This window comes from Microcoleus vaginatus PCC 9802 (assembly GCA_022701275.1).
Taxonomy (GTDB): domain Bacteria; phylum Cyanobacteriota; class Cyanobacteriia; order Cyanobacteriales; family Microcoleaceae; genus Microcoleus; species Microcoleus vaginatus_A.
In genome coordinates this window covers 4319208-4333739 of record CP031740.1, presented here as the reverse complement: position 1 = coordinate 4333739, position 14532 = coordinate 4319208, and the positions used below count along the sequence as shown (strand labels likewise).

Genomic DNA, 14532 nt, shown 5'->3' with positions numbered 1-14532 from the left:
TTAGTCCCCTGAAAATAATAGAACTTACAAATTAAAAAGTCTCGGTTCGAGAGACTATACTACTTTATGGCTCTTGTGTCAATAAATTTAAGTGCTGATTTTGGCAGCAACAAGCTGGGAACGACTCATCAAGAGCTTTCCGGCACAGGGAAAAAATCACCTCAAAACTACTTCTTTTGGCAGGGTCGCGATCGCCCGAAGTTTGATATGGCGATCTGGCGATCGCTCAACTACAATGAAGCATAGGCAATCTCTGCCAAACTCAACCCCCACGCAGACATTATGGACTACAGCCAAGTGCTCGCCGAAAAAACCGATATTATCGTCAAGAACTGGATTGAAGCAGTTCGTCAGGATCGGAACATTGAAAGCGCTGGTGGCTTACCGCACTCAGCAATCGAAAATCACATACCTCACCTGCTGGCGGCGATGGCCACAGTGCTTTCCCAATATCAAAACAGCGAAATAAAACTAATAATTCAAGCCAGTTTAGATCACGGATTTCTCAGAGCAGAACAAGGCTACGATGCAGCAGAAGTAGCGCGGGAATACCACTTATTGCGTCAAGTAATATTCTCGGAGTTAGAATCACAATTGCTAGCAGGAACCACCGCCGACGTATTCAGAGCTGTTAGGCTGATAGATGCCGTAGTAGACGAAGCAATTGCCCAGTGTTTCAACAGCTACGTCGCTCAGAGGCTGCAGGAACTTCAACAAATCCAAACTCAGTTACAACTCACCAATCAAGAACTCTCTCGCCTTGTCAGCGTCCATCAAGAAAACGTCTACCATTTGGCTCACGAACTTAAAACTCCTCTCAACTCAATTATTGGTTATTCCGAACTATTCCTGCGAAAAGAAAAATGGCAATCTGAAGTCAAAGATACCCTCCCCGGCATCGAACACATCGAGCGAGTATTACGCAACGGCAGACACTTGCTTCGCATGATTAATGACACACTAGAACTTTCTCGCGCCAATGCCGGAAAAATTAAACTTAACCTGCGGCCCACTAATGTACAATCTGTAATTAACACCGTAGTAGAAATGATGCAGCCAATTGCTGATGCTAAAGGATTAAAGCTCGCTGTTACCAACGACTGCGCTCCAACACAAGTAATCGCCGACGCACAGCGGCTGCAACAAATTCTGATCAACCTGGTGAGCAATGCCATTCGCTATACAGAATCTGGTAGCATCGAATTAAGTTGCCATCCTGCTGGAGACGGAAAGTGGGCGATCGCAATTAGAGATACCGGCATTGGCATCGCCCCCGAAGATACAAAGCGCATCTTTGACCCCTTCTTTCAAGCAGGAGAAGCAGCCACACAGCTCTTTCCCACCGAAAGCACTGGCCTGGGATTAGCAATAGTATCGCGGCTCGTCACGCTGCTGCAAGGCAAAATCGAGTTAGTATCAGAAATAGGAGTCGGCTCAACTTTTACCGTGATTCTGCCCCAAGAAGTTAAAATACTCCAAGAAGTAAGCTAAACATTAAGTTCAAATTTTTACATCCGAAAATCCTATGCCCGCAGCCAACCTTAGCCCTTCCACCACAGCCTTTCCCCTCACCGCCGTAGTCGGGCAAGAAGCAATCAAATTAGCCCTGCTGTTAGCAGCAGTCGATCCCGGATTGGGAGGAGTTGCGATCGCAGGCCGCCGCGGCACAGCAAAATCAGTAATGGCCCGCGCCTTGCACTCATTACTGCCACCCATTGAAATTGTTAAAGATTCTTTTTGCAACGCCGAACCTAATGAAATTCTTGCAGAACAGGCATCAGGCTTGTTAGCAGAAAATGGCGGGCAAGATGCCCACACCACGGATAGTAATTCCTTAACTACTGAAATAATTCCCACACCATTCATTCAAATTCCTTTGGGTGTCACGGAAGACAGACTCTTAGGTTCAGTCGATGTCGAACAATCAGTAAAATTCGGCCAAACCGTATTTCAACCCGGACTCTTAGCCCAAGCAAATCGAGGGGTACTTTATGTTGACGAAATTAACCTTCTCGATGACAACATTTCCAACCAATTGCTAACAGTATTAACCGAAGGGCGCAACCAAATAGAACGCGAAGGCATTAGCTTTCAACACCCCTGCAAACCTCTATTTATCGCCACCTACAACCCCGAAGAAGGGCCGCTGAGAGAACATTTGCTCGATCGCATCGCGATCGTACTTTCAGCCGACGCAGCACTCGAAATAGAAGAAAGAGTCTATGCAGTAGAACAAGCTTTATCCTACTCCAGCTCCCCCCAAGACTTTCTCAATCAATACAGCGAAGACACCGACAACCTCAAAACCCAAATCATCCTAGCCAGAGAATGGCTCAAAGATGTCAGCATTAAACGCGAACAAATTGCCTACCTAGTAGAAGAAGCCATCCGGGGTGGAGTTCAAGGACACCGTGCCGAAATATTCGCAGTCCGCGTCGCCAAAGCCGCCGCCGCCATCGAAGGACGCACAGAAGTTAACGCCGAAGACCTGCGCCGCGCCGTAGAATTAGTCATCGTACCCCGCGCCACCGTCATCCAAACTCCCCCAGACGAAAACTCTCCTCCTCCTCCCCCCCCACCGCCTCCCCAAAAGCAGTCAGAACAAGAACAAGACGAACCAGAAAACGAGCAAGAAGACGAAGAAGACCAAGAGGATGAAGACAGCCCGGAACCTGAAGAAGAACCAGAAAAAGATACCATTCCCGAAGAATTTCTCTTCGACCCCGAAGGCGTAATTCTCGACCCCAGCGTGCTTTTATTCGCCCAAGCCGCCAGCCGCCAAGGCAAATCGGGCAGCCGCAGCACCATTTTCTCGGAAGATAGAGGCCGTTACGTCAAGCCAGTATTACCCAAAGGCCCCGTCCGCCGCATCGCCGTTGACGCCACCCTCAGAGCCGCCGCACCCTACCAAAAAGCCCGCCGCGACAGGAATTCTCACCCCCCCCAACCCCCCCTTAGTCAGGGGGGACAAGAGGGGGTTCAGCGCCGTGTATTTGTCGAACAGGGAGACATTCGGGCGAAGCGCTTGGCCAGAAAAGCTGGAGCTTTAGTCGTATTTGTCGTCGATGCCTCCGGTTCGATGGCCCTCAACCGAATGCAGTCCGCCAAAGGTGCAGTCATGCAGCTACTCACAGAAGCTTATCAAAGCCGTGACCAAGTTGCTCTCATTCCCTTTCGCGGAGAACAAGCAGAAGTGCTGCTACCGCCGACTCGCTCAATAGCCTTGGCCCGCAAGCGTTTGGAACGGTTGCCCTGCGGAGGCGGTTCCCCCCTGGCCCACGGTTTGACTCAAGCAGTGCGGGTGGGAGTCAACGCGCGTCAGTCGGGAGATATCGGTCAAGTTGCGATTGTCGCCATTACTGACGGACGCGGCAATATTCCTTTGGCTCGTTCTTTGGGCGAACCGATTGTAGATGGAGAAAAGCCTGATATTAAGCAGGAATTGTTAGAAATTGCTGCCAAAATTCGTGGGTTGGGAATGCAGTTGCTGGTGATTGATACGGAGAGCAAGTTTATTTCGACTGGCTTTGCGAAGGAATTGGCCAAGACTTCTGGAGGGAAATATTATCACTTGCCGAAAGCTACCGAACAGTCGATCGCAGCTATGACTAAAAATGCTCTGCGCGACGCGATCGGCTAACATCCCGATACCCGGATTTATCTCCGTTTATCTGCGGTTAAAAATCCAAAAATTAGACTTTTTGCCAAAAAAAGTCTAATTTTTAACTCTCACTCTCCGGCGACTCAGCGCCAGCGAACCCGCAACTAAACCCAACCCTACCACCGTCGAAGGCTCAGGAATTCTTACGGGCAGAGGTACGCGGTTTGCCGTCCCCCGGTTGGGGGTTGAAGAAGTTGTACCTTGGGGGAGTTGACCGGTCTGAGCCAGCAGCAAATTTTCTGAACCCTGCCATGAAGCAGCGGTAGAAACGGCTCGGACATTAGCTGCAACTGCAGCTTGACCGCTTGAAATAACGGCGACGGCAGCCAATAAAATCCCGGCTGTAGGGGGCAATAATTTGCGCTCAAAAAAGGTGGGCATTGGACATTACCTATTTAGCAGTTTGTCGATAGAACTCGATCTATTCATTAATTTTCTTTGTATCCTCTGTCTGAGCTACCTTAGCAATTAACGGAACCGATTTTAGATTTTATATTTTATATTTTATATTATTGAAGTTTGTGATCCCTAGTTTCAACTAAGTCGCAAATCAAAAACCTAAAATCAAGTGTGGCCCCTGCCTCTAGCATATACTCCTTAATCCCCAATCGTAAATACCCCCTCCAAAATTGATTGACTTCAGCTATCTGTGATTTGATCGACTTTAAGCTAGCCCTTGGCTGCAGATAGCGCCGGCCCTTTAAACTCAATTATAGCTTTGCCGCGAGGCGCAACGGTGCGAGACAGCGACACGGCACAGACCTGTACGCAGTCGATTATAAACAATCGATCCCTGGGTTGGAGTGATTTCACCCCCGTTCTTTATCAAATCTTTAAACTCTTTCAGGTTTTGCAAACAAAGTGTAAAGCTGTCAAAATAATAGATAGCAATTCTCAGCCAAAATTAGGTAAATCCTCGTGAGTAACACTAGCAATTTCCGCGAAGCCGTGCGCGAGGCCAAAAACCACGCGCTGGTAGGCCCGAACGTCATCTCCAACGCTCTCCCCTTCGTGGGCGGCGGACTTGTCTTAACTGCTGTCGGCACCTACGGCGGCCTCGGAGTGATTCGTAACTATCCCGGGCTCTTCTTTCCCACATTCATCGCCGCGATCGTCGTAGAATTAATTCTCTTCTTCATCGCCCGCGGCGCCGCCGAACAAGGCAACAAAAACACCGCTTTGCCCCTGCTGGCAACCTACAGCCTGCTTTCCGGCTACACTCTCAGCGGATTGGTATTTACAGCCCTCAGAACCCAAGGCGTCGGCATCTCCGGCATCGCTTTTGCGGCCCTCGGATGCGGCATTACCTTTATCGCCGCCCGCCAAATTGGCTCCAACCTTTCTGAACAAGACGGCATGGCCCTCACCAAAACTATCAGTTTAGGTGTGATTGCTTTATTCGTCGTCGTTGGCGGTCAGTTTCTGCTCTCTCTATTTGGCGTCTACACCCCAACCTGGTTGGAAATTGGCATTTCTGGCATCGGCGTGTTTATATTTGCCGGCGCTGCGATCGTCGATTTTTACATATTACCCCGCAGCTACCGCGACGACCAGTATTTGCCCGCCGCTCTGTCGATGTACTTGACCTACATCAACTTGTTCATTTTCATTCTGCGCCTGCTGATTGCTATCAACAGCCGCGATTAATTGAAACTTTAGCTTAAAAAAAAACCGCGGCTCGATCGACATCCGGCCGCGGTTTTTTTTAAATTAAGATTTGGGTTCAAGATAGTCGTCATCGCCTCCTCTGTCCCACATACAAAAAACTTATATCATGTTCACAGCCGGCAGGCATAAGGTATAATTTTACTTTTTAATCACTCAATCAAAGCTCTTGTTATCTAATTGTGTCGATCGCGATTTCAATATTAATCACAAATTAATCGGGGAAAACTCATGTACTTAAAATATGAAGATATTAGGAGAGTCAGCGTAGAAATTACCTCCAGGTGCAATGCAGCTTGTCCCCAGTGTCCCCGCACCGACAACCCGATTTTGCCGGGGGCGGAATTAAAGATGGAGGATATTGAGAGAATTTTCCCACAAGAGTTTTGCTCTCAGTTGGATTTGGTGTATATGTGTGGCAACTACGGCGATGCTATGACTAGCAATACCACAATTCCGGCGATCGAGTATTTGCACCGCATGGGAGTTCCTCATATCAGCCTGTACACCAATGGTAGCGGACGCAATCCAGACTGGTGGCAAGCCCTGGCAAAGGCGATGACAGGAGAACACGATCGCGTAATTTTTAGTATCGACGGGTTGGCAGATACTAACAGCATCTACCGCCAAAATACCAACTGGGACAGGATAATGCAGTCGGTTAAGGCTTTCATCCAAGCTGGCGGAAAAGCTGTATGGCACTACTTGATATTTGAACACAACCAGCACCAAGTAGAAGCAGCGCGGGATTTAGCCCAACAACTAGGATTTGTCGAGTTTGTACCCAAAGCTACCTCTCGTTTTGTGGCGAAAGAGATTTATGACAAAGAGTCCGCCAATCAACAGCCTCAGAAGGCAGAAAACTCTCAGGTAGATGCTAAGAGCGATCGCCCCAACCAACCAGCAACAACTAATGCGTCAGCCCCTCAAAATCAAACACAGACCGCTGTTGGGTTGCACCAACAAGCTGAGGATTGTTTGAAACAAGGACAGCTCTCAGAGGCGATCGGAGCCAGCCAACAAGCCCTAAAAATTGAACCTAATTTTGCAGCAGCCTGGAAAACTTTAGGCAATGCTGTTCAAGGTTTGGGGAAGATGCAAGCAGCAGCAGATTGTTACGCCAAGGCACTTAAAATTCAGCCTAATTTTCCAGAAGTTTATGCTAATGTCGGCAGTCTTTATGCTCAACAGCAACAGTGGCAGCCCGCTAGTGCTTATTACCAAAAGGCGATCGAGCTTAAACCCAATTTTGCAGGAGCTTATCGCAATTTAGCTCAAGTGTTGAGGCAGTTGGGGCAACCAGAAAAAGCAAATTATGCTTGGTATCAAGCTATAGCTATCGAAACCTCTCAAGCACCAGCTCAAAATCCGCCTATCCCATCAAAGCCAGCCAGCGAAGAACTCCAACCCCCATCGTTGGAACAATATAAAAATCCACAGGGAGACCAATTTATTCAAGCTGTAGAAACATTTGGTAGCCTAAACAATTACTACCGCAATGTAGAAATTAGCTGTCAAACTCAAGCCACCAAAGAAATTTTCATCAGTTTTGAAGCGGAACTCTGGCCTTGCTGTTGGGTAAGCCATACTAAATACGCTGTTTATAACCACACTTACAGACCGCAAATGCTGGCTTTAATTGAAAAGTACGGAGATGGCTTTAATTCTCTCAGAACTCAATCGGTGAAAGATGCGATCGCCAGAGATTGGTTTCGCGAAGAGCTCACAAAAAGTTTTTCCTGTTCTAAAAGATTGGATGTATGCGCTCACGAATGCGGTAAAACTTTCAATTCAACAGGTTCGCAGTATATCTAAGAAGTCAGTTGACTGTTGACTGTTGACTGTTGACTGTTGTCACAAAATAGAAGGAAGAATGCGGTGAAGCCGATCGAATTTCACGTCAAGATTCAGGCAGGTTATCGGGATCGATCCCTTGCGATCGCAAATACTCAGCTAAACGTTCGGCTCGCTGTCGTTCTACCCTCAACTCTTCGCGCATCTGCCCCGCCGCTACATCCGGCAGGGGATAGATATTTCCAGACTCATCATACCAAACCAGAATTTCTTGCTCGATGCCCCCAATAAGTTGCTGAGATCGCCCCATGCCCAGTCCCACTTCTGGCATCCAATAGGGTTCGCCAATCTGCTGCCGGTACTGCCCGTCAATCAGCTTGTACACTTCAAACGGTTGATGCCGATCGCGCCGCCAAAATTCAGGGTTGTAAATAATGTAGTACAAAACCCCTAACCCGGCATAAATCGACATTTTATCGTCGTACTCTCCACCGGGTTTGTGAGACACCATTTCCAATGCTAAGATCGGCACAACCTCGTTTTCTTCCCAGACAGCATAGCTGCGGCGAGATTTGCCTCCTTTTCGGCGCTCCACCCCCAAACTGAGAAACCCGTCGGGGACGACAGGCACTTTGGGACTGATTCCTGTGGTGTGATACACCGCCATATCCACCCCAAAGTACCAATCCATGCGATCGGACCAAATACCGGTCAGGACAAACAACAATAGGTTCGGCAGCAGATTCTGGTCTTCGTTATCCACAGGCGTATCGTCCGAACAGGGCAGGTCTTCGGTGGACGGCAAGCTTAATTTTAGTTCTGGGGAAATCATGGCAGTTAACTTCCATTGAGATCGTTAACCTGATTTTAGATTATAGCAACTTTTTTTGAATGGGGAATTTTTAATGCGGTAAAGTTTTTAATTCAACGGGTTCGCACTCTATCTAATCAGGAAGAAGCAATAACATTTTGTTTGTTGAAATATCCCAATTTCAGCTAAACTTAAAAATACACCCCACAACTAGGAGAACTCACAGTGGAAGTTCTAGACATCAAACACAATATCGAAACTTTGTCCGATCGACTGGGTACAACCCAGGACTATCTTTGACATCCCCGCACTTACAGCCAAAATTCAAGACTTAGAGCAAATCTGCGCCCAACCAGCATTTTGGGACGACCAAGATCGAGCTCAAGAAACTCTCCAAGAACTCAATGACCTCAAATCTCACTTAGAACAATACAGCAATTGGCAAACTAGCTTAGAAGATGCTAAAGCTATTTTAGAACTGCTGGAGTTAGAAGCCGACGAGTCCCTGTTCCAAGAAGCCTCATCGAGTCTTTCTCAGTTAACCCGCGAACTCGACCAGTGGGAACTGCAACAATTACTATCTGGGCCCTACGATGAAGGCGGCGCTGTTTTGACAATTAACGCCGGGGCCGGCGGTACAGATGCTCAAGATTGGGCCGAAATGCTGCTGCGGATGTACACCCGCTGGGGGGAAAGTCAAGGTTACAAAGTACATTTAATGGAAATTTCCGAGGGAGAGGAAGCAGGTGTTAAATCGGCTTCTTTGGAAATTGTCGGCCGCTACGCTTACGGTTATATGCGATCGGAAAAAGGCACTCACCGCTTGGTGAGAATTTCGCCTTTTAATGCTAACGACAAGCGTCAAACAAGTTTTGCTGGCGTCGAAGTGATGCCAATTCTCGATCGATCCGTACAGTTGGACATCCCAGAAAAGGATTTGGAAGTCACGACTTCCCGCGCTGGCGGTAAGGGCGGGCAAAATGTTAACAAGGTAGAAACCGCAGTCCGCATCGTTCACCTTCCTACCGGTTTGGCCGTCCGCTGCACTGAAGAACGCAGTCAGTTGCAAAACAAGGAAAAAGCTTTGGCATTACTCAAGGCTAGGCTGTTGGTGATTGCGAAGGAACAGCGGGCTTCGGAAATTGCCGAGATTCGCGGCGATATGGTGGAGGCGGCTTGGGGCCAGCAAATTCGCAATTATGTTTTTCACCCATACCAAATGGTCAAGGATTTGCGTACTGGGGTGGAAACAACCGCCATCGCAGATGTGATGAACGGCGAATTAGACCCGTTTATTCAAGCTTACCTGCGGCAGGAAAATCAGTTGATAGCCCCAACCGATTCCACCGCGCGAATCTAATTCGCGCCTTGACATACAAAGTCTGGCTGTGCAAACTAAAGAATCAAGAGCGGTGATGGCAGCGGATTTGCTATAATTTTGGGGTTTTGGCCGATCGCCCGACCTTCAACAGGTCGCGCGGCCAAAAACCTTGATATGATAAAACTTGATCTAACGAACAAAAGGAGAAATAATGACCCAAGTTGTAATAGGCGAAAATGAAGGGATTGAGTCAGCCCTGCGACGGTTTAAGCGACAAGTTTCCAAAGCGGGTATTTTCCCCGACATGAGAAAGCACCGCCACTTTGAAACCCCGTTGGAAAAGCAGAAGCGCAAAGCTATTGCCAGAAGGACTAAGAGACGCTTTCACCGCAACAACAAACCCTAGAATTAGGGGTCAATTGATTCGGCAGATACAAGGCCTTGCGATTCTAGTACCGCAGCGACTCGGAGAATCACCGCTTCGCTGTAGGGAGCACCAATAATTTGTACCCCCAAGGGCAAAGCGCCGGGCCGCTGTACGGGCACGCAAAGAACGGGCAAGCCAATAAATGATAGGGGTTGGGTGAACAGTCCTAGATTGGGACGCACTAAGATTTCTTGTCCGGCTATTACCATTTTCTCGACGCCAATTTCAGGGGCAGCTATCGGGGTTGCGGGTGCGAGGATGATGTCTGTTTGTTGGAATATTTCGCGAATTCGATCGCGGTACCACTGTCTGAATCTCTGCGCTTGCAAGTACCAAGTCGCAGGGATCAGGGTTCCCGCTAAAAAACGATCGCGCGTGGCAGGATCGAAGTCTTGAGGGCGCGATCGCAAATTGTCTAAATGCAAGTTTCCCCCCTCGCAAGCGGTAATGATAAATGCCGCAGCCCTGGCGCGATCGGATTCCGGTATGCTGACAGTTGCAAGCCCCCCTATTTTTGGGGGGTTTGTTGTTTTTTCGGTTCCGTTACCACACTCCACTATATTTGTCAAGGCTTTAGCAACTATTTCTACAGCCTCCATTGCTTCCGATTCCGCCCCTGTGGCGAAATACCCGTCAGCAACAGCAATTCGCAATCCTTCGATACCTTGATTTAACTGCGGCGAAGAAAGTTCTGGCGGGCGTTGAGTGCAAACTGGGTCACGAGAATCAGGGCCTTGCAGGATATCGTACAGCAGCGCCATATCTCTGATCGATCGCCCAAACGGCCCCACACAATCCAAACTACTCGAAAATAAATAAGCGCCAGCCCTGGACAAACGGCCGTAAGTAGGCTTAAACCCAAAGACACCACACAAAGCAGCCGGTACGCGGATGGAACCGTTAGTATCAGAACCGAGAGTGATGGGTACAAAACCGGCGGCGACTGCTGCTGCGGAACCACCGCTGGAACCGCCGGCGATGCGCGTAGTATCGCGGGGATTGCGAGTCGGCCCGTAGTGGCTGTTTTCGGTGACGAAACCGTAGGCGTACTCATCCATGTTGAGAGTACCTACGAGCACAGCCCCGGCTTGTTTTAGTCTTGCGACCACCGCCGCGTCCTGGGTAGCCGGAGGATTGTCAGCGTTGATTTTTGACCCTGCTAGAGTGGTAATTCCGCCGATGTCGAACAGGTTTTTGACTGCGAAGGGAACGCCTGCTAAAGGGCCTGGGTTTTCGTTATTTGCGATGGAATTATCTATTTTTTCGGCTGCTGCGAGTGCGCTTGATGCAGTGATTGCAGTAAAGCAATTAAAAGCTTTATCCTTAACAGCAATCCGTTCCAAAGCAGCATTTACCGCCACTGTAGCCGTAACCTTACCAGATTTAACCGCCGCTGCCGTAGCAACCGCATCAGCCTTATCTAAAAAACATCTGCGTTCCTCTGCGTTCATCTGCCCTCATCTGCGGTTAAAAATCTAAGGTTCAAACACCGGCGCAGCTTCGATTGCTTGAGGTAAAGGGAATTCAGTAACGAGTTGGGCGATCGCAGCTATCCTCTCGAAGTTTACCACAACACCGGGGCGGTGTTCTGGGTCTAAGGGTAAGTTTATCAGTTCAGCGGTGCGATCGACATATTCTTCTACATTTACCATGAGTCCCTCCCAAAAAAACATCAGCGTTCATCCGCGTACGTCTGCCCTCATCTGCGGTTTAAAATCTAAGATTCAGATATAAGTGCGATCGATTATTGTATTGTAATCGCGATCGGGCTGTCAGTTATTATTGCTCAGTTTTTTGTATTCCTCGGATTGTCTGATATCATCTAAAGGCGATTTTTGCGATGGCGGTTCATCAGGACAAAACTTTATAGATGTCTGCGCTTCCCCAGACTGGAAACTTCTATTAACTTCTATTTTAAGCTTTCCTTTTTGCCAACCTTTGGCACCAATTCTGAGAATTTGACAATCGATTCCTTTTTGAGGGGAACTCCAGTTTATCTCCCCTACCTGAATAGTTGTTTCTTCGTTAATCGACAGAGATTCCATCCAATAATATATCGATTTCTTGCGATATTCCTTTTCTGCTGCCTCGATAGAAAATAGTATATAATCAAACTTCCTAGCGACTAGCTCTTTAAACCTCCCCACCGTAAAAGTAGCTTTCCCCAATAACAAAACATCATCATCGCCATCTAGTATCTCATAGCTTCTATTGATTTCATTTTTTTCGTTCATTTTATTTCACAAAATTCTGCTGCTTCCTATTTGATACCATTTGAAGGTATTTGAGTCAAGGTGGTAAAGAAACAATTTGCGATCGCACTTTTCCCACTCAAACACTGACAGTTTCCCGCAACTTCTCAACTGCAACCTCCAGCGTAGGCAAAGCAAAATCCTCAGCATCCATCAATTCCTTAACCTTCTCAAAAATCTCAACCTCCGCCTCTTCCTGATCCGTCAGCTTATCATAAAAACAAGGGTCAGTAAACCACTGCTCAAAAGCAATCCTTAACACCCCATTCGGGTCAAGCATAAACTGCCAATACTTAGAAACTCGGTTATCAACTACTTCACACAGGGGTGCGGGAGTCTGTATGGGATAATAGCTGTAATTATCATCACAAATATAGTACCAAACTATTCTCTGCCACGATCGGATAGCATAAACAACATATTCCTTACCTATAGTTAGTGGCAACTCAACTTTTCTAGTGTAACCGCGTGGCGGATCTATATATTTCTCAGGTAGAGATTCACCCGTATTAGCAATACAGCGAATTTTCATGATTTTGCCGATTTCTCATTATTGTAGATTTATGGTTATTTTTCAGCAATAATTTATGTGATTTTATAGCCCTGCCTCCGTATCTTTGTCTGGCTATCAGGAGTTATTAGTGAGGTTTTTGTACTCCTCAGATTGGCGGATGTCATCTAAAATAGATTCCGGTTCGGCAGGTTCATCAGGACAAAATTCTAATTTAATTACCTCGATTGTGTAGTAGCCAGTGCTTGTTGCCCAACTTAGAGATGCTTCTATTCTTAGTTTGCCTTTTTGCCAGCCTTGAGAACCAATCTTTAGAAGGTGACAATCTATTCCTTGAGAAGGAAAAATCCATTTACTCTCAAAAGCTCTAATATTTACTTCTCCAATTGAAAAATCCGAAAACAAACTAAAAAATATTGGATTAATCCTACCCGTTGTTCCCTCGGGTTTTTTGTTAAGGTTTTCAGCAAGTTTCTTAGTCATTAATTCTTTAAATCTATTAAGTGTAAAAGTATCTTTTTGAATCAATAAAATATCTGTGTTGCAGTCTAATTTTTTAAACTTAGCGTTCATATTTGTTCGTTTATTTGGCACACTTTATTGAGGAAATATCATAATTACTTGTAGTAGTCAATACCGCTTCCAAAGCGAGATGTATTTGAATTTTACATATGAAATGAGTTTGTTTGTCTGTACGACATCATGTTGAAAAATTGGTGCGACTTGAAAGTCAGAAAAAACTTGTTTTTGTCGGTTCAGTTTGCGCCAGCAACTTACCCCGCGAAATCACATACCGAACCGCAGCGCGCCTCCTAATTGCATCATAACAATCCTCAGCATCCAACACAATCAAATTTGCAGGTTTCCCCGCCTCTATCCCATAATTATCATCTCCCAGATTGAGAGTTTTAGCACCGTTGACAGTCACCATATTAAAACAAGCTTCTATCTCAGCCATTCCCGTCATCTGACAAACATGAACCGCCATATGAGCGACATCCAACATATTTCCCGTACCTAAACTATACCAAGGATCTTGCACGCAGTCGTGACCAAAACTCACATTCAATCCCTGCTGCCACAACTCCTTAACCCGCGTCACCCCACGGCGTTTGGGATAAGTATCAGCGCGGCCTTGCAGAGTGATATTAATTAAAGGATTAGCAATAAAATTAATTCCCGATTTTGCCAAACTTCCCATCAGCTTAAAAGCATAAGCATTGTTATAAGAACCGAAAGCAGTTGTGTGACTCGCAGTCACCCGCGAACCAGCCCCGCATCTAATCGCCCAAGCCGCTACCACCTCCAAAAATCTCGACTGTTCATCATCGATTTCATCGCAGTGAACATCTATTAATCTATTGTATTTTTCAGCCACTTCAAAAATTCGTTCAACCGACTTCACCCCATCTTCCCGCGTCAACTCATAATGCGGAATTCCCCCCACAGCATCCGCCCCCATATCCAGAGACTTCTCTAAAAGTTTGTCATTTTCTGGACTTCCGTAAATCCCGTCTTGGGGAAAAGCCACAACTTGCAGAGTCATCCAATCTTTGACTTGTTCTCGAACTTCCAAAAGTCCTTGCAAAGCAGTCAGCGTCGGTTCGCTAACATCAGCGTGACTCCTGACAAACAAAATTCCTTGAGACGCTTGCAGCCTTAAAGTTTCAACAGCCCGTTTTTTGACATCATCCAGAGTTAAACTTTGCTTGCGTTCCCCCCAGATTTGAATTCCCTCGAACAAAGTGCCGCTTTGATTCCATCGCGGTTCCCCCGCAGTCAAAGCCGAATCGAGATGAATGTGCGACTCCACAAAAGGAGGACTAACTAATTTGCCTTGAATGTCGATTTCGCGTTCGCCAAGTTCTGATATCCGAGGCGAAACGGCGACTATTTGGTCATCCTCGATAGCAATATCTACCGTTGGGCGATCGTCGATCGCACCTAACAAACGACATTGGCGCAGAACAATGCTATACTTTTGCTCAGGCATGACAATTGCACCTAAATTTAACACTTGTAAACGTGATCCTTCCTAGTTGCTACTCAGCCTAGTGAGGCCAAAAGAATTCCCCAATCACTTGCCAACC

16 protein-coding genes are annotated in these 14532 nt (G+C 47.0%); 8 read left to right on the top strand and 8 right to left on the bottom strand.

Features of this window, described 5'->3' with window-relative positions:
- Window positions 1-66 precede the first annotated feature (66 nt).
- Genes D0A34_17635 through bchD form a run of 3 tightly spaced genes read left to right on the top strand, consistent with a single transcriptional unit; the run spans window position 67 to window position 3640 of the window.
- Window positions 67-246, top strand: coding sequence for a hypothetical protein (locus D0A34_17635; GenBank protein UNU20454.1), 180 nt, complete (start codon window positions 67-69; stop codon window positions 244-246).
- Between the two features lie 36 nt (window positions 247-282).
- Complete coding sequence (locus D0A34_17630; protein ID UNU20453.1) at window positions 283-1491, top strand: sensor histidine kinase; 1209 nt, start codon at window positions 283-285, stop codon at window positions 1489-1491.
- Window positions 1492-1525: 34 nt separating this feature from the next.
- Window positions 1526-3640, top strand: a complete 2115-nt coding sequence (gene bchD, locus D0A34_17625; GenBank protein ID UNU20452.1) for a magnesium chelatase ATPase subunit D — start codon at window positions 1526-1528, stop codon at window positions 3638-3640.
- A 75-nt stretch (window positions 3641-3715) separates the two neighbouring features.
- Here bchD and D0A34_17620 read toward each other — a convergent pair whose 3' ends face one another.
- Window positions 3716-4042, bottom strand: a complete 327-nt coding sequence (locus D0A34_17620) for a PEP-CTERM sorting domain-containing protein (GenBank protein UNU20451.1) — start codon at window positions 4040-4042, stop codon at window positions 3716-3718.
- A 295-nt stretch (window positions 4043-4337) separates the two neighbouring features.
- Here D0A34_17620 and D0A34_17615 point away from each other — a divergent pair, with 295 nt between their 5' ends.
- From D0A34_17615 to D0A34_17605, 3 genes are all read left to right on the top strand, one after another.
- A complete protein-coding gene (locus D0A34_17615) occupies window positions 4338-4583 on the top strand; it encodes a hypothetical protein (GenBank protein UNU20450.1) in 246 nt (81 codons plus the stop codon).
- Window positions 4580-5308 carry a hypothetical protein gene (locus tag D0A34_17610; GenBank protein ID UNU20449.1) on the top strand — a complete coding sequence of 243 codons (729 nt, stop codon included), beginning with the start codon at window positions 4580-4582 and terminating at the stop codon, window positions 5306-5308. Before D0A34_17615 ends, D0A34_17610 begins: the two co-directional genes overlap by 4 nt.
- Window positions 5309-5557: 249 nt before the next feature.
- On the top strand, window positions 5558-7141 hold the full coding sequence (locus D0A34_17605) for a tetratricopeptide repeat protein (protein ID UNU20448.1): 1584 nt from the start codon (window positions 5558-5560) through the stop codon (window positions 7139-7141).
- 85 nt (window positions 7142-7226) lie between these two features.
- Here the strand turns inward: D0A34_17605 and D0A34_17600 are convergent, their stop codons facing one another.
- Window positions 7227-7952 (bottom strand): Uma2 family endonuclease, encoded by a 726-nt coding sequence (locus D0A34_17600; protein ID UNU20447.1) that lies wholly within the window; start codon window positions 7950-7952, stop codon window positions 7227-7229.
- Between the two features lie 204 nt (window positions 7953-8156).
- Here D0A34_17600 and prfB point away from each other — a divergent pair.
- Together prfB and D0A34_17590 are read left to right on the top strand one after the other, a co-directional pair.
- Window positions 8157-9291, top strand: a protein-coding gene (gene prfB / locus D0A34_17595; protein UNU20446.1) for a peptide chain release factor 2 whose coding sequence is annotated in 2 segments (ribosomal slippage) — window positions 8157-8228 and window positions 8230-9291 — 1134 coding nt in all. Because the reading frame shifts where the segments join, the coding sequence is not laid out codon by codon here.
- 172 nt (window positions 9292-9463) lie between these two features.
- Window positions 9464-9658 (top strand): 30S ribosomal protein S21, encoded by a 195-nt coding sequence (locus D0A34_17590; protein ID UNU20445.1) that lies wholly within the window; start codon window positions 9464-9466, stop codon window positions 9656-9658.
- Between the two features lie 2 nt (window positions 9659-9660).
- Here D0A34_17590 and D0A34_17585 read toward each other — a convergent pair whose 3' ends face one another.
- The 6 genes from D0A34_17585 to D0A34_17560 form a co-directional block, all read right to left on the bottom strand.
- Window positions 9661-11130, bottom strand: a complete 1470-nt coding sequence (locus D0A34_17585) for an Asp-tRNA(Asn)/Glu-tRNA(Gln) amidotransferase GatCAB subunit A (protein UNU20444.1) — start codon at window positions 11128-11130, stop codon at window positions 9661-9663.
- Between the two features lie 24 nt (window positions 11131-11154).
- Window positions 11155-11331 carry a DUF4089 domain-containing protein gene (locus tag D0A34_17580; protein UNU22349.1) on the bottom strand — a complete coding sequence of 59 codons (177 nt, stop codon included), beginning with the start codon at window positions 11329-11331 and terminating at the stop codon, window positions 11155-11157.
- 120 nt (window positions 11332-11451) lie between these two features.
- The gene (locus tag D0A34_17575; protein ID UNU20443.1) at window positions 11452-11913 is read right to left on the bottom strand and encodes a KGK family protein; all 462 of its coding nucleotides are present in this window, start codon (window positions 11911-11913) and stop codon (window positions 11452-11454) included.
- Between the two features lie 97 nt (window positions 11914-12010).
- On the bottom strand, window positions 12011-12463 hold the full coding sequence (locus tag D0A34_17570; GenBank protein UNU20442.1) for a hypothetical protein: 453 nt from the start codon (window positions 12461-12463) through the stop codon (window positions 12011-12013).
- 96 nt (window positions 12464-12559) lie between these two features.
- Window positions 12560-13015, bottom strand: coding sequence for a KGK family protein (locus D0A34_17565; protein ID UNU20441.1), 456 nt, complete (start codon window positions 13013-13015; stop codon window positions 12560-12562).
- 157 nt (window positions 13016-13172) lie between these two features.
- The gene (locus D0A34_17560; GenBank protein ID UNU20440.1) at window positions 13173-14435 is read right to left on the bottom strand and encodes a cytosine deaminase; all 1263 of its coding nucleotides are present in this window, start codon (window positions 14433-14435) and stop codon (window positions 13173-13175) included.
- Window positions 14436-14532 lie beyond the last annotated feature (97 nt).

Excerpts from the sequence above, each read along its gene's own strand:
- D0A34_17560 (UNU20440.1), bottom strand. The coding sequence starts at position 14,435 with ATGCCTGAGCAAAAGTATAGCATTGTTCTGCGCCAATGTCGTTTGTTA.
- D0A34_17620 (UNU20451.1), bottom strand. The coding sequence starts at position 4,042 with ATGCCCACCTTTTTTGAGCGCAAATTATTGCCCCCTACAGCCGGGATT.
- D0A34_17605 (UNU20448.1), top strand. The coding sequence starts at position 5,558 with ATGTACTTAAAATATGAAGATATTAGGAGAGTCAGCGTAGAAATTACC.
- D0A34_17585 (UNU20444.1), bottom strand. The coding sequence starts at position 11,130 with ATGAACGCAGAGGAACGCAGATGTTTTTTAGATAAGGCTGATGCGGTT.
- bchD (UNU20452.1), top strand. The coding sequence starts at position 1,526 with ATGCCCGCAGCCAACCTTAGCCCTTCCACCACAGCCTTTCCCCTCACC.
- D0A34_17630 (UNU20453.1), top strand. The coding sequence starts at position 283 with ATGGACTACAGCCAAGTGCTCGCCGAAAAAACCGATATTATCGTCAAG.
- D0A34_17590 (UNU20445.1), top strand. The coding sequence starts at position 9,464 with ATGACCCAAGTTGTAATAGGCGAAAATGAAGGGATTGAGTCAGCCCTG.
- D0A34_17600 (UNU20447.1), bottom strand. The coding sequence starts at position 7,952 with ATGATTTCCCCAGAACTAAAATTAAGCTTGCCGTCCACCGAAGACCTG.
- D0A34_17635 (UNU20454.1), top strand. The coding sequence starts at position 67 with ATGGCTCTTGTGTCAATAAATTTAAGTGCTGATTTTGGCAGCAACAAG.
- D0A34_17575 (UNU20443.1), bottom strand. The coding sequence starts at position 11,913 with ATGAACGAAAAAAATGAAATCAATAGAAGCTATGAGATACTAGATGGC.
- D0A34_17565 (UNU20441.1), bottom strand. The coding sequence starts at position 13,015 with ATGAACGCTAAGTTTAAAAAATTAGACTGCAACACAGATATTTTATTG.
- D0A34_17580 (UNU22349.1), bottom strand. The coding sequence starts at position 11,331 with ATGGTAAATGTAGAAGAATATGTCGATCGCACCGCTGAACTGATAAAC.
- D0A34_17570 (UNU20442.1), bottom strand. The coding sequence starts at position 12,463 with ATGAAAATTCGCTGTATTGCTAATACGGGTGAATCTCTACCTGAGAAA.